Origin of the sequence: Gordonia hydrophobica NBRC 16057, from assembly GCF_001592365.1 — a bacterium.
GTDB classification, from domain to species: domain Bacteria; phylum Actinomycetota; class Actinomycetes; order Mycobacteriales; family Mycobacteriaceae; genus Gordonia; species Gordonia hydrophobica.
Genome location: NZ_BCWU01000011.1, coordinates 1 through 17,356, shown reverse-complemented (window position 1 = coordinate 17,356; position 17,356 = coordinate 1). Strand labels below are relative to the sequence as shown.

Below are 17,356 nucleotides of genomic sequence, written 5' to 3'. Positions count from 1 at the left end.
ACGACCTGTGGCTCCAGACCGACCCGTGACCACATCCCGACCGGAGACCGCAGCCGACACCAAGGAGGCATCGCCCATGACCACCGACACGCAACGACCTCAGTTCCACGCACCGGACCGTCAGATCCGCAGCGTCGACTACGGGTTCTTCGGCCCGGACTCGCCGACCTGGAAGGTGTGGACGGCGCCGACCGCCATCATCGCATTCCAGCGCGCAGTGTCCCTCGAACACTTCGATTCGGGCCTGACCGCATCCGTCGCCGATCTCGGCGGAATCTACTCCGATCCGCTGGGGCGGATGGACCACACGTTCGCCTACTTTCTGATCGTCGCCGTCGGCGACAGTCAGATGGCGATCGAGGCCTCCGAACACCTCATGGCCGTGCACGCGAAGTCGACGGGCATCGACCCGATCACCGGCCGCCGCTACAGCGCCAACAACCCGGATTCGCAGCTCTGGATCCACGTGACCGGCTGGCACTCGGTGCTCAAGTGTTACGAGGTGTACGGGCCGGGACCGCTGACTCCGGAAGAAGAGGCCCGCTACTGGGAGGAGTGCGTCATCGCAGCCGAGCTGCAGACCTGCAAGACCTCCGACGTTCCTCGGACCCGCGCCGAGGTCCGCGAGTACTTCGAGCGCGTCCGCCCCACCCTGTGCGTCTCCGAACGCGCCCGCCGAGGAATGCATTACCTGCTCTTCACTCCGTATTCGCGGGGGTTGAAGATCTGGCTGCTCGCGCGACTGTCGGCGCCTGCCGCGATCGCGACGCTGCCGCGGTGGATGCGCCGGCTCGGCGGCTTCGAACTCCCGCCCGGTTTCGAGACCGCGTACCGGCCTCTCGTGCGCGCCGCCGTCGCGTCCATCGAGAACCGGCCTGCGGCCTTCGCGAAGGTGGCGCGTCAGGCTCTCGGGCCGATGACGGGCAAGCTGTACCATCAGCACGTGGTCGCGGGGACCCCGACGGACCCGTCGGTCGTGACGGTCGCCGATGCGCGCGAGCGCTATGGGCGGACCGGTCGCAGCGGCTCAGTCGAGGCCTCCGCAACGACGGATGCGACCACTGTCGCGTGAAAGAAGCTGCGCCGGACCGGAATTCATGACCTGACCGTGTCCGGCGCGCCGACGACGAGGACAGGCGCAACGGAACGGAGGAGTGCCCGCATGGCGCACGCAGTTGAGGCGAGCACACCGGCGACCGCGTCCCGAGGCCGGGCGCGTCACCTGGGGCCGGAGCGTCGTCGACCGCAGATCCTCGACACCGCCCTGGAGATCGCCGCGGAGTCCGGCATCTCGGCGGTCACCATCGTGGCCGTCGCCGAGCGCATGCACGTGACCCGCCCGGTGATCTACGCGGGTTTCCCGGGCCGCACGGCGGTCCTCGAAGCGTTGATCGCCCGGGAGGAGAAGTACTTCGCCGAGGCTCTCGGTGCCATCCTTCACGACCGCCAGGTGGAGGCCCCCGAGCAGGTCTTCGTCGACGGCTTCCGGTCGCTGCTCCGTGCTGTGCAGGCCAGGCCGCAAGCGTGGCTCCTGCTGTACGGAAGCCCGGACAGCGACGTGATGGATCTGTTCGGGCGCGGGCGAGCGGTGGTCGCGGCACGATGCGCCCAACTCCTCGCGCCCACCCTGCGTTCCTGGGGCACCGTCGACGTCGACGCGAAACTTCCCGTCCTCGTGGAGCAGTGGGTCTCGGCGGGCGAAGGCGCAGTGCGCACGCTGCTGTCACAGCGGGCCGACGACCCGGTCTGGACTGTTGAGGACCTGGGCGCCTTCGTCGGGCAGTCGGTCTATCGGGCCCTCCGCCACGCCTGAATCACGGTGGTGCGGCGCGGAACTCGGTCGGGGATCTGAGCCTCACTTCGACGCGACGGTCAGCCGCGTCGAAGGACGTCGTTGGCGCAGGTAGTGGCGATCGTGAGGGAAGCCGTGGTCTCGCCGCGCGCAGTGAGAAAGTGCTGGATGCTGCGAACCCAGCGTGGACCTGGGCGAGAAGTCGCTTTCGTTGACATTGCTTACTGATGAGTAATATTCTCGCGATCGCAGTCACACGAGCGTCATGAGGTCGTGTACATCACTCGCCTGTCGGGGGCGACTTGAAGCAGGAGTCGAAATGGTCAGAGTGCTCATGAGAGCGGCAGCAGTGTTCGTAGTGGCGGTGATCGCCGTGACGGCATTTGCGCCGCCGCCGACGCACGCGCAGCCCGCAGTCGGTATCAACCCTCCGCAGTGGACGCGCACCGACGACGGGCCGCAGCGCTACGCCGGCGTGCATGTCACTCCGAGCGTGCCCATCCGGATGTCCGACGGCACCGTTCTGCGAGCCGACGTCTACCGACCGGCAGGCCGCTCGGGACGTGCGACGGCAGACCGGAACCCGGTGATCGTGAACATGACGCCGTACAACAAGCTGATCAGCATGATCGCCGCCGCGGCGACGAACATCCCCAACCTGTCGCAGCCGGTGATCGACTTCCTCGCGAGCGTCGACCTGTCGGGTACGCCGATCTCGGGCACCGAGCGACTGCTCAAAGTCGCCAAGGGCGGACTCGTGAGCTCGTTCTCCGTGGACCCGAAACTGGTGCGCAGCGGCTATACGCAGATCGTCGTCGACGTGCGCGGCACCGGGACCTCGCAGGGTAAGTGGGACGTGTTCGGCAACCGGGAGCAGAAGGACACTGTGGAGGTCCTCAAGTGGGCCCGGACGAGGTCGTACTCCAACGGCGAACTGGGCATGGCCGGCTACTCCTACTCGGCGATCAATCAATTGCAGGCCGCGGCCAAGCATCCGTTGGGGCTCAAGGCGATCTTCCCCGCGGCGCCGATGACCGATATCGTCGCGGACGTCGTCGCGCCCGGATCCGGTTACGGTGCAGGCTTTCTCGCGCTCTGGCTGTTCGGGGTCAACAGTGCCAAGATGATTCCTGATCTGCCGCGGCTGCTGCGCGGGCAGTTCGATACAAAATGGTTGATGGACCGGATCAACAATCCAGCGGTGTTCGCACCGGAGTTCCTGCAGGGACTGTTCTCGCGATCGACCGGCGAATTGAGCGGGCGCACCAAAGAACTCGTCACGCTGAACTCGTCGTACCGGAAGGCGCTGACGACCGACGCGTCGAAGGTGCAGGTCCCCACCTTCGTCGTCGGCGGGTGGCAAGACCTGTTCACCAACATGGAGTGGCGTGCGCTCGATCAACTCAGCGCTCTGCCCAACAGTCAGAAGAAATTGCTGATGAGCACCGGTCAGCACATGACGAACGGATGGGACACGCGGGGCGGCCCCGGCCAACCGCCGGCGTTCGGCGTCCTGCAGCGCGCGTGGTTCGACAAGTGGATCAAGGGCGTCGACAACGGAATCGATCGGTACGCGTCGGCGACCAGCCACCAGCAAGGCGGCGGGTGGGTACAGTCCGCCTCGTTCCCGAGGCCCGGCCAAGTGCACCGACGCCTGTACCTGACCCCGAAGAAGAGCGGGACGTCGCCGACGTCGGTCGCCGACGGCTCCCTGTCACCGGAAGTCCCCGAGCGCAAGGCGAAATGGACTGTCGCACCGGGGATCACCACGCTCTGCTCCGGCGATGCGAACCGCGACCAGATCGGCTTTCTGAGCCCGCTCGACGTGTGCAGCGGTGACAACCGGATCGCCGAGCGCGGTGCATTGACGTTCACCTCGGCGCCGGTCCGGCAGGCGACGTCGATCAACGGAGCCATCAACCTGCATCTGCGGACGCAGGTCGACGCCAAGGACGGGTTCTATGCGGCGGTCGTCTCCGACGTCGCGCCCGACGGCTCGTCGAAGGTGCTGACCACCGGATCGATGACGGTGTCGATCCGCAAGCAGATGGACACGGCGCTGACTGGATACGCGCCCAACGGTGACGTCGTTGATCCGCACTACTCCCTCGACGCCTTCGAGCGGAGTCTGGTGAAGCCGGGCGCCAAGCAGTTCTTGGACATCGGTGTGCTCGGCACCGACGCATTGCTGAAGCGCGGTCACCGCCTGCGCGTCAGCGTGTACGCGTTCAATGCGCCCCGCGCGGTGTCGTTCGGTCCCATCTCGAACGACTCGCAACTCAAGCCGGAGCATGTGCTGCTCGATCCGAAGGCTCCGAGCTGGCTCCAGGTTCCCAGTAGTCGGCCGATCGGTTAGAGGCGATTGATTCCCCGGTGATGGTCGTCGGCGAGGCCTTGTTCGACTGGTCCCGGCTGAGAACTGCTCGCTCAGGCGCTTCCGACGGAACATTGCCGCCGGAGGGTGCTGAGCAAGCAGTTCTCAGCAGCATGTGACAGTGGGCGGCGCGCGGCGGGAGGGAGACCCCTCAGCCCCGCACACCCGCCGCCAATACTTCGCGCAGTGCGGCTGCGAACTCACTCGCGTCGCGGGCACTGAGCCGGGAGTAGGTCAGCACCAGACCCGACACGGCGTGCACGGCGGACTGGCTGCTCAAGGAGCGAGTCCGCCAGCCGGCGTCGTCGAGCGCCGCGACGACCGCCTCGTCGTCGTACCGGGGAAGCAGCACGCACAGGTGCAGGCCCGCCTCCACCCCGGTGACGGTGAGGTCGGGGCACTCGCGCGCGAGCGCGGTCACCAGTCGCGTTCTCCGATCGCTGTACACGCGCGCGGCCCGGGCCAGGTGGCGGTCCATCGCTCCGGCGCCGATGAACTCGCCCAACGCATCCGCGGGCAGCGACGACGGCCCGCGACGATGGACGGCCAACCAGCGCTCGAGGTCGCGCCGCAGGGCGCTCGGCGGGACGCACCACGCGACCCGAAGGTCCGGCGACAGCGACTTGGACGACGTTCCGACGTAGGCGACGTGCTCGATGGCGCCCGGCAGCGTCACGAGTGCGGGGAGCGGAGCCACCCCGTAGCGGAACTCCCCGTCGTAATCGTCCTCGATCACCAACGACTGCGTCCGCCGCGCCCAGTCGACGAGCGCCACCCGGCGATCGACGCTGGCTCGGTGCCCGAGCGGGTACTGGTGGGCCGGGGTGGTGAAGACGATCGCGGGCTCGTCGCCGAGGGTCGCGGCGTCGAGCCCGTCCGGTTCGGCGGGGTGAAACCGCACGTCGAGACCGTGCTCGCGTGCCATCAGCACGGCGCCGCGGTATCCCGGGTCCTCCGTGTGGAACGTGACCGGACGATCATTGCGCTGAGCCGCTGCGAATGCTGCGCACAGGGCGGCGATCGCCGATCGCGAGCTGTCGAAGAGTAGCGGATCGGCATCGGCGATGCCGCGATGTCGTCGCAGGTGGCCGGACAGTTCGGCACGCAGTCGGGGGCTCGGTTCCTCCCACGGATTCAGCCCGGACATTCCGCCGCTCGTCGCCGTCCGCACGGCGCGCCGCCAGGCTCGCTCATCGATCAGAGTCGCATCGGGAATCCCGGGTCGCAGATCGCGCAGCGGGCGTCCGCGACGGGGTGCGAAGGCCGTCGTCGACGGCGGGGAGTCCGGCTCCCGGGTCCGTGCGCCCGCGCGGGCCGCCTGCACTGCGCCGACGCTGACTCGGGTGCCGGAACCGTGCCGCGAGACGACGAAGCCCGCAGCGGCGAGCTCGTCGAACGCGCGGACCACGGTGCCGCGGGAGAGCCCGGTCTGTTCGGCCAGTGCGCGGCTGGACGGAAGTTGGTCGCCATCGGTCAGGACGCCGTCGGCGATGCGCTCGAGCACCGCGGACACCAGACCGGCGGTTCCCGAGACCTCGGGAAGGACCAGCGACGGCGAAGGAGCGGTACGAGCCATGGGGCCAAGGATAGGCGTGTGAATCGTCGCACAAAACAAAGTGGTTCCATTGAATTGTCGAAAGTGGGCCTTCCTGGGTAGCCACTTACGCGGTGAGATGGTCGCCATGACGATGTACCGACAGTCCGACCGCCTCCGCAACGTCCGCTACGACGTCCGCGGGCCGATCCTCACCGAAGCCATGCGACTGGAAGCCGAGGGGCACAGCATCCTGCGTCTGAACCTCGGCAACATGCGCCCGTTCGGACTCGAAGCACGGCCCGAGATCATGGCCGCGGTGGCCGAGAACCTCGATGCGGCGCAGGCGTACTCGGACTCGCGCGGCATCCCGGTGGCGCGGGAGGCCGTTGCCGACCATTATCGACGCTGCGGGATCGACGAGGTGACGGCCGACGACGTCTTCCTGGGCAACGGAGTCAGCGAGCTCATCACGCTCACGCTCCAGGCGCTGGTGAATCCTGGCGACGAGATCCTGGTGCCCGCACCCGACTATCCCACCTGGACGGGCGCGGTGAACCTCACCGGGGGCGTCGCGGTCCACTACCTGGCGGATGAGGAGAACGGCTGGAATCCGTCGCTGGCCGACATCGAGTCGAAGGTGACGCCGCGGACCACCGCGCTGGTGATGATCAATCCGAACAACCCCACCGGCGCCGTCTACAGCGAGGAGATCGTCCGCGGGATGGCCGACATCGCGCGACGACACGGACTGGTGCTGCTCAGCGACGAGATCTACGAGGAGGTCGTGTTCGGCGAGGCTCGCCACCATCACGCTGCACTGGCGGCGGGCGACGACGTCCTCTGCCTCACGTTCGGTGGGCTCTCGAAGGCCTACCGCGTATGTGGGTACCGGGCGGGATGGGTGGTCGCGACCGGCCCGCTGGGCCGCGCCGAAGACCTGTTGGAGGGGATCACCCTGCTCTCGAACATGCGCGTGTGCCCCAACGTGGCGGGCCAGTATGCGATTCCGCTCGCGCTCGGTGCGGGCACACCCGAGTCGCCGCTGCCCGCCGACGTCGTGGATCCCGGCGGCGTCCTCGAATCGCAGCTCGCGCTGACCTCCGAGGCGCTCAACGCGATTCCCGGCGTGAGCTGCGTGGCGCCGCGCGGCGCGCTGTACTGCTTCCCGCGCGTCGACACCGAACTCTTCGGGATTGACAGCGACGAGGAGTTCGTCCTCGACCTGCTGCGCACCGAGCACATCCTGGTCACGCACGGCACCGGCTTCAACTGGCCCAAGCCGGACCACTTCCGCATCGCCTGCCTGCCCGACGCCCAGGTGCTCGAACGCGCGGTCGGATCGATCGGCGGCTATCTGGATCGACGCCGTCGCGGATAGCGCGGAGCGTGGACGGCATCGGAACGGACGGCAGACTGATTCGACTATCGCCGCGCCACGACGTAGCGTTTTCGGGTGGCCATCGACGACGATTCCAGCATCTCCGCGAAGCGGATCTCCAATGACATGCCGGTTCCTTACGCTGACGCCCTCGACGAGTGGGCGGTCGCGGCTCGCGACGTCCTCATCGAGATCGCCGGCGTGTATGGGATGTTCATCACGCAGGCCGAACTCGCACTGCGCGTGCAGAACGACAGCGGCGTCCGCGCGGGCAAGCCGGTGCGACTGTGGATCGACGACCTCCTCCTTGCCGTCACTCGCAATCAGAACGACGACGAGCCGCTGCTGGCATCGCTGTGCGTGCGCCTGGACCAGTCGGTGGGCGAGGTCTACCTGAAGCTTGTCGAAGCGGCGGGCCGGTCCCGGCTCGACGACGTCGAGGTGGACGCCGCGCACCAGCGTTTCGCCTGCTACCAGCGGTATGGCGCGGCGGTCCCCGCGGGCGCCCGGCCGACGCTGACCCCGCGCGTGAGTGAGAAGCGCGCGGCCCGACGTCCGGCCAAGCAGACCAAACCGAAGGCGGCGCCGAAGCCCCGGACCAAGTCCGCGCCGACGGCGAAAGCCGACTCGGCGGCGGGCGCCCCGAGCGCGACTCGGGCCGCCAAGCCGAAGGCTGCACCTGTGCCGAAGGCTGCACCGAAGGAAGAGCCGAAGCCGAAGCTCTGCCCCACCTGCTTCACCGTCCTGCCGGCGAACGGCGAGTGCGGATACTGCATCTGACCTGATCCCCGTCCGACGACTGCGCGTCGTCGTCGGGGTGGCTGGCGCACTCGACCCGGTACACGACCTGCGTCGACGTGACCGGACACCGACCTCTTGACCTTTGTTACTGCCATCACATACTCTCTAAAAAGAACGTTCTTGCAAACGTTCTTTCAACTACTTGAGAACGTCATCACCAGACATCTGTAGGAGGTACACATGGCCAAGGAGATCATCGTCAGCTTCGGCGTCGACATCGATGCGGTTGCGGGCTGGATCGGCTCGTACGGCGGCGCCGACTCACCGTCAGACATTCAGCGAGGTGTCTGGTCGGGCCAAGTCGGTGTGCCCCGGTTGCTCAAGATGTTCAACCGACACGGGCTCAAGACCAGCTGGTTCATCCCCGGACACAGCATCGAGACGTTCCCCGACGAGTGCGCGATGGTCGCGGCCGAGGGCCACGAGATCGGCGCGCACGGTTACCTGCACGAGAACCCGGTCGCGATGACGGCGGCACAGGAAGAGGACGTGCTGGCGAGGTCGGTAGAACTGGTCACCGAATTGTCGGGGCAGTCGCCGCGCGGCTATGTGGCTCCGTGGTGGGAACTCTCCTCGAACACTCCCGACCTGCTCCTCAAGTACGGATTCAAGTACGACCACAGTCAGGGATTCAAGGACTTCGTTCCGTTCTATGCGCGGTCGGGGGATTCGTGGACCACCATCGACTACTCGAAGACGGCCGCGGAGTGGATGAAACCGATGGTGCACGGCACGGAGATCGACCTGGTCGAGATCGGCGCCAACTGGTACGTGGACGACCTGCCTCCGATGATGTTCATGAAGGCCTCGCCGAACTCGCACGGGTTCGTGAATCCGCGCGATATCGAGGAGCTGTGGCGCGACCAGTTCGATTGGGTGTACCGCGAACTCGACTACGCGATCTTCCCGATCACGATTCACCCGGACGTCTCCGGCCGACCGCAGGTGTTGCTGATGCTCGAGCGGCTGATCGATTACATCAACGGTCACGAGGGCGTCCGCTGGATGACGATGGAGGAGACGGCGGAGGACTTCCGTCAGCGCTTCCCGTTCGTCGGCGCCGAACGTCCCGTGGACTACTGATCGTCGGAGGACTCTGATGTGTGGGATGTGTGGAACGCCGGTCCCGCCGCCTGCGTGGTGCGCGGTCGGCGTGCCCGACGACGCCGGTGCACGACGCCGGGCTCGGGCGGCGTCCATTCGGGTGCTCGCCGCACAACTCGCCGGGTTCGGGACGCGCGTGGAGGCCGACTTGGCGGGCACCGGGTACACGGTGAGCACGGCCGACGGGCGTACGCGCGTGGTGTCGGACCTCGCTGCGGTGTGGCCTGCCGTCGCGGAACTGTCCGGGCGGCCGTTCGATCCGCTCGATCCGCTGCTCATCGCACGACTCCGGGAGCGCGCGGAGTCAGGTCGATGACCCCGCCGCCCGGCGCCGTGGCCGCCGGCCGCACCGACTCCCGGATGTTGTTGACCGTGATCGGTGGCTTTCTCGGTTCAGGCAAGACGACATTGCTCGACCGTGCGTATCGCGACCCGGACACGGTCGTCATCGTCAACGACGCCGGCGAACGCGCCCCGGATCTCGCAGCCGACGTGCTGACGCTGTTGGGCGGATGCGCGTGCTGTGATCGACTGGACGCGCTGGTGGCCCTGCTCCGTGACCTCTGCGAGCGGAGACATTCCCGAACGGGTCCGAACCGGGTGGTGTTGGAGACCAGCGGTTTGGCCGATCCGGCCCGCATTCTGCAGGCCGTCGACCGTGATCGCGTGCTCGTCTCGAACGTGACCGTCGTCGACGTCGTCGTCACGGTCGACGCGGCGCGCGGAGTCTCGGACCTGATCCATGAACCGCTCGCTCGAGAGCAGGTCGAACAAGCGGACACCGTCATCGTGACCAAGGCCGACCTCGTCGACGACCACGGGCTCGGCGTCGTCCTCGCCACCGTCGCGGCGATGAATCCCGGGGCGGTGCTCGAGGTGAGTGCTTTCGGTCGCCCACCTCCCATCCCGGCGTTCCATCCCGCCGATGCAGTCCCGCTCCCTGCGGCGACGACGCAGTCCACTCCGCGATCGGCGTGGATCCCGGTGTCGGGGACGGTCGATTGGACGGTGTTCTCGCTGTGGCTCAGCGCGTTGGTCGTGGCCTACCCGCACCAGATCCTGCGTCTGAAAGGACTGCTCCGCACACCTCGCGGCCCGGTGATCCTGCACGCGGCGCGCGGCACCATCGGCCTCCCGACCGTGCTCGACGCCGCCGCCGATGACGACGAAGACCACGGACTGCTCTTCGTTGTTCGTGACCTCGATCCCGCGACCGTGCGTGCGTCGTGGGACGCCCACCGCCGAGCACTCTCGGCGGAATCCTGACCCGGACGGACATCGGACCTGCGCCGCAGCCCCGCCGTCCACCACCTCACCACACAGAAAGCCCCATCGTGACCGCATCACCCGCCCTGCCTCGTATCGACTATTTCGCCTTCGGTGGAACCATCGCCAGTGTTCGCGGCAACGACGACGGAGCGGTACCGACATTGACCGCGCAAGACATCGCAGATTCGGTCGACGGCCTCGACCAGGTCGCCGAGGTCCGTGCGCACCAGCTCCTACTCACCCCGTCACCCGAGATCACCATCGCCGACCTGGTGCGGCTGCGGAACGCCATCGCGGACTCCGTCGCCGACGGGGCCGTGGGTGCCGTGGTCACTCAGGGCACCGACAGCATCGAGGAGACCGCGTTCGTGATGGACCTGTTGTGGTCCGGCGAGGAGCCGATCGTGTACACGGGGGCCATGCGAAATCCGTCGCTGCCGGGGGCGGACGGACCTGCCAATCTGCTCAGCGCGGTTCAGGTCGCTGCATCGGCCCAGGCGGTCGGCACCGGTGTGACGGTCTGTCTCGGTGACGAGATCCACGCGGCGCGATACGTGCACAAGAGCCACACGTCGAGTCCGTCGACCTTCGTCTCGCCGGGCCTGGGCCCGATCGGTTGGGTCTCCGAAGGGCGGCCCGTGGTCCCGCTGCGGCCGTCGAGCCGATCCGGCGTCGACGTTCCCGACGACGTCGCGGTGTCACCCGTCGCACTGATCCGGCTGGGCCTCGACGACGACGGCCGCATCCTGGGAACCCTAGCCGACCTCGGCTATCACGGTGTCGTGATCGAGGCGTTCGGCGGTGGCCACGTTCCGGTCGCAGCACTGCCCGCCGTCGCCGAACTGGCCGCCGCGATGCCGGTCGTGCTGGCCTCGCGAACCGGATCGGGCGAGGTGCTCACCCAGACCTACCGCTTCGCCGGTTCCGAGATCGAACTGCTCGAACTGGGGCTGATCCGGGCCGGAGCGCTCGACGGACTCAAGGCTCGACTCCTGCTCATGCTGTGCCTCGCCGCCGGTCAGGACACTGACGCGATCGCTGAGACCTTCGCCGCGGTCAGCTCGACGAGCGGCCCGATCCGGGCCTGACACCGGCGCGACCGACTCCGTTCCACCGCGGCCTCCCAACCACCTTCCGCCCCGACCTCATCGTCTGATCATCGACTCCAGTCCGGCTCGCTGTGCCCCGCCGGACGGTTCCCCCATGCCCGAACTCGGGCCCGTCAAAAGGAATCCTCATGAACGTCTCCGACTCCGTCGCATCACGGCCGCCGGACATCGACCACGTGTGGCCGCGCAATGCCCGGCCCTCCGACGAGCTGCTCCTCCAAGGACCGCCGACCATCAGTCCACGCGTCATCCGCGTCACCTCGGTCGTGTGCTTCCTGGCGTGGGTCTTCTCGGTGTACGACTTCGTCCTCTTCGGCACCCTGCTGCCCAAGATCGCCGACGAGTTCGGCTGGTCCGCGTCGTATGCGACCGCCATCGCGACCTGGGTCACGGCAGGCACCTTCATCGTGTCGCTGGCTGTCGGACCGCTCTTGGACCGATACGGCCGCAAGCCGGCACTGATCATCACGACCGCCGGTGCAGCCCTGGCCTCCGGGTTGACCGCGGGGGTGGTCGGCGCGCTGTCGCTGATCGGCGTGCGCTCGCTGTCCGGGCTCGGCTACTCAGAGGAGGTCGTCAACGGCGTCTACCTCAACGAGATGTACGGCAAGGAGGCGAAGCGGGGCTTCCGATACAGCCTGGTCCAGAGTGGATGGCCGGTCGGCGCGCTGCTGGCGTCGGCGTTCGCCGCGGTACTGCTACCCCTCGTGAGCTGGCGCTGGGTCTTCTTGATCGCCACCTTCCCGGCCATCGCGATCGTGATCCTGGGTCGTCGCCTGTTCGAGTCGCCGTCGTTCGTCGCACTGCGTCGCAGCCGGGAACTGCGCGCCGAAGGTCGCGAGGCCGAGGCCGCCACGCTCGCCGAACTCTACGATCTCGACGTCAGCCGCGACGACGAGTCCGGCCTGCGTCAGCTCTTCGAGCCGGATCTGCGGCGCCACACCGTCTGTCTCTCCGGGGCCTGGCTGCTGAACTGGATGGGCATCCAGGTGTTCTCCGTCTTGGGCACCACGATCCTCACCGACGGCAAGGGCGTCTCGTTCTCCAATGCGCTGGTGATCTTGATCCTGGCCAATGGTGCAGGCTTCCTGGGCTACCTGTTTCACGGCTGGCTCGGCGATCGAATCGGCCGTCGCACCACGATCATGATCGGCTGGACGGTCGGCGGTCTCGCGATGAGCGCGATGCTGTTCGGTCCCGACTCCGCTGGATTCGTGATCACGATGTACGCCATCGGACTGTTCTTCCTGCTCGGGCCCTACGCCGCGATGGTCTTCTACATGGGTGAATCGTTCCCGGCTCGTGTGCGCGGCATCGGCTCCAACACAGCGCACGTGATGGGACCGCTGGGTGCCATCGCCGGCAGCGGCGTGCTCACCGCGGTGATGGCGGCAGGCTTGCCCGTGACCACGGCGGCCTTCGTCGCCGGTGCCCTGGGCATCTTCATCTCCGGCGTGCTGATGCTTGGCGCGCGGAATCCGGAACAGTGACCGCTCGACTCGAGACCAATCTGGGAGAAGCAATGACAACCAACTCTGAACCGCACCGTTCTGAACTACACCGCGACGACGGACTCGACGGCAAGGTCGCCGTCATCACCGGTGGTGCGAGTGGCATCGGTCGGGCACTGGCCGTCGCCTACGCCCGTGCCGGCGCCGACACCGTCGTCGGCTACTACCCGGGCGATCCGCACGATGTCTCCGAGACCGTCGACGCCGTCGTCGCAGAAGGGCGCCGCTGCGTGGCGGTGGCAGTCGACGTCCGCAGCAGCGAGCAGGTGGAAGCGCTCGCGCAGACGGCGATCGACGCGTTCGGGCGCCTCGACATCGCGGTCGCCGCCGCCGGGATCCTGCGTCGCAGCTCCCTGTCGGAGATGACCGACCAGCGCTGGGCCGACATGCTCGACGTCGATCTCACCGGCGTGGTCCGACTGTTCCGGTCGACCGCCCAGCGGATGACCACCGGTGGTGCGATGGTGGCGATCTCCTCGATCGCCGGCGGCGTCTACGGCTGGGACGACCACGCGCACTATGCGGCAGCCAAGTCCGGCCAGGCCGGGCTGTGCCGATCACTGGCGACCGAGCTCGCACCCCGCGGCATTCGGGTGAATGCCGTCATCCCGGGACTCATCGAGACCCCGCAGTCGCTCGACGCCGACAACTCCCTCGGGGCCGAGGGACTGGCCGCGGCCGTCGCGGGCATCCCCGCCGGGCGCGTCGGGCGGGCCGACGACGTGGCCCGAGTCATCCGTTTCCTCACCTCCGACGACTCGGTCTATCTGACCGGTCAGCAGGTGATCGTCGACGGCGGGCTCACCGTCCGCTGGCCCGAATGACCGACCCTAAGAAAGGATCTCCCGACATGCTTCTGAAAGACAAGATCGCGCTGATCACGGGCGCAGGCAGCGGCATCGGGGCGGCCATCGCCCAGGCCTACGCCGACAGCGGTGCGCACCTGGTGCTTGCCGATCTGAACGGTGACGCCCTCGAGACGACGCGGGCACGATGCGAGGCGCAGGGCGTCCAGGTGCGGACCGCGGTGGTCGACGTGACCGACTCCGACGCCACGAAGACCGTGATCGACGACTGCGTCGCCGAACTCGGCCGCCTCGACATCCTGGTGAACGCGGCGGGGATGCTGACCGAGGCGCCGCTGATCGACATGGACCCGGCGCTCTGGCACCAGATGATCTCGGTAGACCTGACCAGTGTGTTCCTGAGCTGTCGCTGGGCCACGCCGCACATGGTGGCGCAGGGCTCCGGTCGGATCATCAACATCGCCAGCCAGTTGGGCATCAAAGGCGGCGAGTCGCTGGTGCACTACAGCGCGGCGAAGGCCGGGGTCATCGGCCTCACCAAAGCCCTCGCGCGCGAGATGGCACCGCATGGAGTGCTGGTCAACGCGATCGCGCCCGGACCGGTGGAGACTCCGCTCCTGGCCGGGATCACCGAGGAGTGGCGCGCGGCGAAGCAGGCTGAGTTGCCGCTGCGGCGGTTCGGCACCGTCGAAGAGATCGCGCCCACGGCCGTGCTGCTGGCCTCCGAACCCGGCGGCAACCTGTACGTGGGGCAGGTGCTGGGACCGAACTCCGGCGATGTGATGCCGTAGTCCGATCGTGCGGACCACACGGGCGGCCGCCCCGGGAACTCCTCCCGGGGCGGCTTCCGCCGGTTCAGCGCGCGTCCGCCGTCACCGTGCGGGTTGATCCGCGCGCGGCGAGTGTCACCGGCAGGATCGTGTCCTCGGGCACGGTGTCGGGATGGTCGATCAGGGCCAGGAGAAGTTGGACGCCTGCGGCGCCGATGGCGTGAGCCGGGGTGATCACCGTGGTCAACGGGACGGGCAGCTGGGCTGCGAACGGGATGTCGTTGTAGCCGACCACGCCGAGTTCGTCGGGAATCGACAGGCCGCGATCTCTGGCCACACCGAGCACGCCGATGGCGATCGAGTCGCTGACCGCGAAGACGGCGTCGGGGCGGTCGGGATTGTCGAACAGGCGCGTCGCCGCCTCGATGCCACCGGACACGTCGAACGAGGCGTGGGTGACGCGGTCGGGGGAGACGGCGACGCCTGCCTCGGCCATCGCTGCGAGGAAGCCGTTGAGGCGGTCGCGTCCAGTGGTGGCGTGCTCGGGTCCGCCGATCACCGCGAGCCGCCGATAGCCGCAGGCCAACAAGTGCCGGCCGGCGAGGAGACCGCCGCGATGATCGTCGCCTCCCGCGTGCGGCAACTTCGCGTCGGCGTGCCGGTTCAGCGTCACCATCGGCATCGACAGGCCGAGGTCGGCGACGTAGTCCGCGGCGGGGCTGTGCAAGCTTGAGAGCAGCAGTCCGTCCACCTGGCGCCCCGCCAACAGATCGATGGCGGCACGCTGTTCTGCCGGGTCATCGGGCGGACTGCTGAGCAGCAACGAGTAGCCGGCTGCCCGCGCGGCCTGCTCGGCGCCCTGGTAGATGGTCGCGACCACACCGTCCGTCAGACGCGGCATCACCGCGCCGATCGTCGTCGTACGCCGGGTGCGCAGGCTCGCCGCCCACGGGTTCGGCCGGTAACCGAGCTCGGCGGCCACCTCGTGGATGCGTCGTGCCGCCTCCGACCAGCCGTCGACCGGCTCGGTCTGGCGCAGGACACGCGAGACGGTCGAGGTGTGAACGCCTGCACGCTCGGCGATCTCTTTCATCGTCGGCGGGCGAGGAGCACGCTGGGGCCCGGTCATGGCGCAGGCCTGGAGGTGGAGGGTGGCGCCGTCGACGCCCGCACGATGAGCTCGACGGGCACCCGCTCGGAGGCGACGGGCTTCCCTTCGATCAACTCGATCATGCGGTGAACCGCGGTCTGACCGATGAGTCCGGCGTGACTGTGAATCGTGGTCAGCGGGACCGGAAGCTGGGCGACCAGCGGGATGTCGTTGTAGCCCACCAGCGAGAGATCGTCGGGGATGCGCAGACCGAGATCGCGGGCGACGCCGAGGACGCCGATCGCTGCGGTGTCGTTGACCGAGAACACGGCCGTCACCCGGTCCGGACGATCGAGAAGTGCCCGTGCAGCGTCGAGTCCGCCGTCGACTTCGAAACCCGAATAGCGGATGCGTTCGGCGGGCAGCGGAATCCCCGCCTCGGCGAGCACCTCGGCGAACCCCGCGACCCGGTCGGCCGCGGTGGTCGCGTGCTGCGGTCCGGCGATCACCCCGATCTCACGGTGGCCGAGTGCGACGAGATGCTCGGCGGCCAGTCGTCCGCCGCGTCGGTCGTCTCCGGTGATGGCCGGGACCCGACTGTCGGCATGGCGGTTCATCAGCAGGACCCGAGTGTTCTGCAGGCGCAGCGAGTCGAGGAAGGCATCGGCATCCCGGTGCAGACTGGTCAGCAGCAGCCCGTCCACTTGGCGACTGCGCAGGAACTCGATGGACCGTTGCTGGGCGCTGACGGTGTCCGGGGGACTGGTCAGCAGCACCGAGTAGCCCGCCTCCGTCGCTGCATGTTCAATGCCCTCGAACATCGTCGCCATCACTGTGTCGGTCAAGCGCGGCATCACCACGCCGATGGTGTCGGTGCGGCGGGTTCGCAGACTGGCCGCCCAGGGGTTCGGGGCGTACCCGAGCTCGTCGGCGACCTCGCGGACGCGGAGAGCGGTCGGCGACCAACCATCCGGTGGCTCGGTTTCGCGCAGCACCCGCGAGACCGTGGACAGGTGGACGCCTGCGCGCTCGGCGACCTCACGCAGCGTCGGTGCTCGACGGCGGTTGGTCGAACCGGATTCGGCTTCGGGCACGAGGCGTCCTTCGTGAAGTGGGCGGCAGATCTGGGTGTCAGCCTATCGCTGTGGTGGTCGGGTCCGATCACGGTGTTGACGTGACGCATCGGCTCTGGATACTCTCATTCCATCACGATGCAATCGATTGCGCAATGCATTGCACACCGAGTGGATGATCGTGATTCGACCAACTGCCCCGAGATAAGGAATCGACATGGCCGATACCCGTACCGTCACCGAGCTCTTTGCGCTCGATTCGCTCCTCACTGATGAGGAGCGGCAGATTCGTGACACTGTTCGCAAGTTCGGTGAGGAGAAGATCCGTCCGCATGTTGCGGAGTGGTTTGAGGAGGCGCGGATTCCGGCGAAGGAGTTGGCGAAGCAACTCGGTGGTCTGGGTGTCCTGGGGATGCATCTGGAGGGGTACGGCTGTGCGGGGATGAGCGCGGTCGACTACGGGCTGGCGTGCTTGGAGTTGGAGGCGATCGATTCCGGTATTCGTTCGTTGGTGTCGGTGCAGGGGTCGTTGGCGATGTTCGCGATCCATCACTGGGGTAGCGAGGAGCAGAAGCAGGAGTGGCTGCCGCGGATGGCGGCGGGGGAGGCGATCGGCTGTTTCGGTCTGACCGAGCCCGACTTCGGTTCGGATCCGGGCGGGATGCGGACCCGGGCGGTGCGCGACGGCGGCGACTGGATTCTGAACGGCGCCAAGATGTGGATCACCAACGGTTCGGTGGCC

Annotated in this window: 16 protein-coding genes; 13 read left to right on the top strand and 3 right to left on the bottom strand. The window is 67.8% G+C overall.

Annotation, left to right across the window (positions count from 1 at the left end; genetic code table 11):
- Positions 1-76 precede the first annotated feature (76 nt).
- From GH2_RS16840 to GH2_RS16830, 3 genes are all read left to right on the top strand, one after another.
- A complete protein-coding gene (locus tag GH2_RS16840) occupies positions 77-1,072 on the top strand; it encodes an oxygenase MpaB family protein (protein WP_066170949.1) in 996 nt (331 codons plus the stop codon).
- Positions 1,073-1,162: 90 nt separating this feature from the next.
- The gene (locus GH2_RS16835; protein ID WP_066170647.1) at positions 1,163-1,813 is read left to right on the top strand and encodes a TetR/AcrR family transcriptional regulator; all 651 of its coding nucleotides are present in this window, start codon (positions 1,163-1,165) and stop codon (positions 1,811-1,813) included.
- A gap of 313 nt (positions 1,814-2,126) precedes the next feature.
- Positions 2,127-4,148 (top strand): CocE/NonD family hydrolase, encoded by a 2,022-nt coding sequence (locus tag GH2_RS16830; protein WP_239588929.1) that lies wholly within the window; start codon positions 2,127-2,129, stop codon positions 4,146-4,148.
- 169 nt (positions 4,149-4,317) lie between these two features.
- On the opposite strand, the gene GH2_RS16825 is transcribed toward GH2_RS16830, so the two are convergent.
- Positions 4,318-5,742 (bottom strand): aminotransferase-like domain-containing protein, encoded by a 1,425-nt coding sequence (locus GH2_RS16825; protein WP_066170640.1) that lies wholly within the window; start codon positions 5,740-5,742, stop codon positions 4,318-4,320.
- Positions 5,743-5,848: 106 nt separating this feature from the next.
- Between GH2_RS16825 and GH2_RS16820 the strand changes: the two genes are divergently transcribed.
- From GH2_RS16820 to GH2_RS16780, 9 genes are all read left to right on the top strand, one after another.
- A complete protein-coding gene (locus GH2_RS16820) occupies positions 5,849-7,081 on the top strand; it encodes a pyridoxal phosphate-dependent aminotransferase (protein WP_066170947.1) in 1,233 nt (410 codons plus the stop codon).
- A gap of 75 nt (positions 7,082-7,156) precedes the next feature.
- Positions 7,157-7,861, top strand: coding sequence for a hypothetical protein (locus GH2_RS16815; RefSeq protein WP_157086130.1), 705 nt, complete (start codon positions 7,157-7,159; stop codon positions 7,859-7,861).
- A gap of 201 nt (positions 7,862-8,062) precedes the next feature.
- A complete protein-coding gene (locus tag GH2_RS16810) occupies positions 8,063-8,965 on the top strand; it encodes a polysaccharide deacetylase family protein (protein WP_066170638.1) in 903 nt (300 codons plus the stop codon).
- A gap of 25 nt (positions 8,966-8,990) precedes the next feature.
- A complete protein-coding gene (locus GH2_RS16805) occupies positions 8,991-9,302 on the top strand; it encodes a hypothetical protein (protein WP_157086129.1) in 312 nt (103 codons plus the stop codon).
- Positions 9,299-10,252: a CobW family GTP-binding protein gene (locus GH2_RS16800; RefSeq protein WP_066170632.1), complete on the top strand. Its 954-nt coding sequence runs from the start codon at positions 9,299-9,301 to the stop codon at positions 10,250-10,252. The genes GH2_RS16805 and GH2_RS16800 overlap by 4 nt, the downstream gene beginning before the upstream one ends.
- Positions 10,253-10,320: 68 nt before the next feature.
- The gene (locus GH2_RS16795; RefSeq protein WP_204700996.1) at positions 10,321-11,343 is read left to right on the top strand and encodes an asparaginase; all 1,023 of its coding nucleotides are present in this window, start codon (positions 10,321-10,323) and stop codon (positions 11,341-11,343) included.
- Positions 11,344-11,492: 149 nt separating this feature from the next.
- Entirely contained in the window at positions 11,493-12,854 is a 1,362-nt protein-coding gene (locus GH2_RS16790) for an MFS transporter (protein WP_084247579.1), read from the top strand.
- A gap of 32 nt (positions 12,855-12,886) precedes the next feature.
- Positions 12,887-13,699: an SDR family NAD(P)-dependent oxidoreductase gene (locus GH2_RS16785; protein WP_066170935.1), complete on the top strand. Its 813-nt coding sequence runs from the start codon at positions 12,887-12,889 to the stop codon at positions 13,697-13,699.
- Between the two features lie 26 nt (positions 13,700-13,725).
- Entirely contained in the window at positions 13,726-14,472 is a 747-nt protein-coding gene (locus tag GH2_RS16780) for an SDR family NAD(P)-dependent oxidoreductase (RefSeq protein ID WP_066170629.1), read from the top strand.
- 64 nt (positions 14,473-14,536) lie between these two features.
- Here GH2_RS16780 and GH2_RS16775 read toward each other — a convergent pair whose 3' ends face one another.
- Together GH2_RS16775 and GH2_RS16770 are read right to left on the bottom strand one after the other, a co-directional pair.
- Positions 14,537-15,580 carry a LacI family DNA-binding transcriptional regulator gene (locus GH2_RS16775; protein WP_066170627.1) on the bottom strand — a complete coding sequence of 348 codons (1,044 nt, stop codon included), beginning with the start codon at positions 15,578-15,580 and terminating at the stop codon, positions 14,537-14,539.
- Entirely contained in the window at positions 15,577-16,635 is a 1,059-nt protein-coding gene (locus tag GH2_RS16770) for a LacI family DNA-binding transcriptional regulator (RefSeq protein ID WP_066170624.1), read from the bottom strand. Before GH2_RS16770 ends, GH2_RS16775 begins: the two co-directional genes overlap by 4 nt.
- A 196-nt stretch (positions 16,636-16,831) precedes the next feature.
- Here GH2_RS16770 and GH2_RS16765 point away from each other — a divergent pair.
- The coding region (locus GH2_RS16765) for an acyl-CoA dehydrogenase family protein (protein WP_174545362.1) at positions 16,832-17,356 on the top strand (525 nt) is incomplete at its 3' end.

Excerpts from the sequence above, each read along its gene's own strand:
- GH2_RS16825 (WP_066170640.1), bottom strand. The coding sequence starts at position 5,742 with ATGGCTCGTACCGCTCCTTCGCCGTCGCTGGTCCTTCCCGAGGTCTCG.
- GH2_RS16775 (WP_066170627.1), bottom strand. The coding sequence starts at position 15,580 with ATGACCGGGCCCCAGCGTGCTCCTCGCCCGCCGACGATGAAAGAGATC.
- GH2_RS16820 (WP_066170947.1), top strand. The coding sequence starts at position 5,849 with ATGACGATGTACCGACAGTCCGACCGCCTCCGCAACGTCCGCTACGAC.
- GH2_RS16800 (WP_066170632.1), top strand. The coding sequence starts at position 9,299 with ATGACCCCGCCGCCCGGCGCCGTGGCCGCCGGCCGCACCGACTCCCGG.
- GH2_RS16810 (WP_066170638.1), top strand. The coding sequence starts at position 8,063 with ATGGCCAAGGAGATCATCGTCAGCTTCGGCGTCGACATCGATGCGGTT.
- GH2_RS16785 (WP_066170935.1), top strand. The coding sequence starts at position 12,887 with ATGACAACCAACTCTGAACCGCACCGTTCTGAACTACACCGCGACGAC.
- GH2_RS16835 (WP_066170647.1), top strand. The coding sequence starts at position 1,163 with ATGGCGCACGCAGTTGAGGCGAGCACACCGGCGACCGCGTCCCGAGGC.
- GH2_RS16840 (WP_066170949.1), top strand. The coding sequence starts at position 77 with ATGACCACCGACACGCAACGACCTCAGTTCCACGCACCGGACCGTCAG.
- GH2_RS16780 (WP_066170629.1), top strand. The coding sequence starts at position 13,726 with ATGCTTCTGAAAGACAAGATCGCGCTGATCACGGGCGCAGGCAGCGGC.
- GH2_RS16830 (WP_239588929.1), top strand. The coding sequence starts at position 2,127 with ATGAGAGCGGCAGCAGTGTTCGTAGTGGCGGTGATCGCCGTGACGGCA.
- GH2_RS16790 (WP_084247579.1), top strand. The coding sequence starts at position 11,493 with ATGAACGTCTCCGACTCCGTCGCATCACGGCCGCCGGACATCGACCAC.
- GH2_RS16805 (WP_157086129.1), top strand. The coding sequence starts at position 8,991 with ATGTGTGGAACGCCGGTCCCGCCGCCTGCGTGGTGCGCGGTCGGCGTG.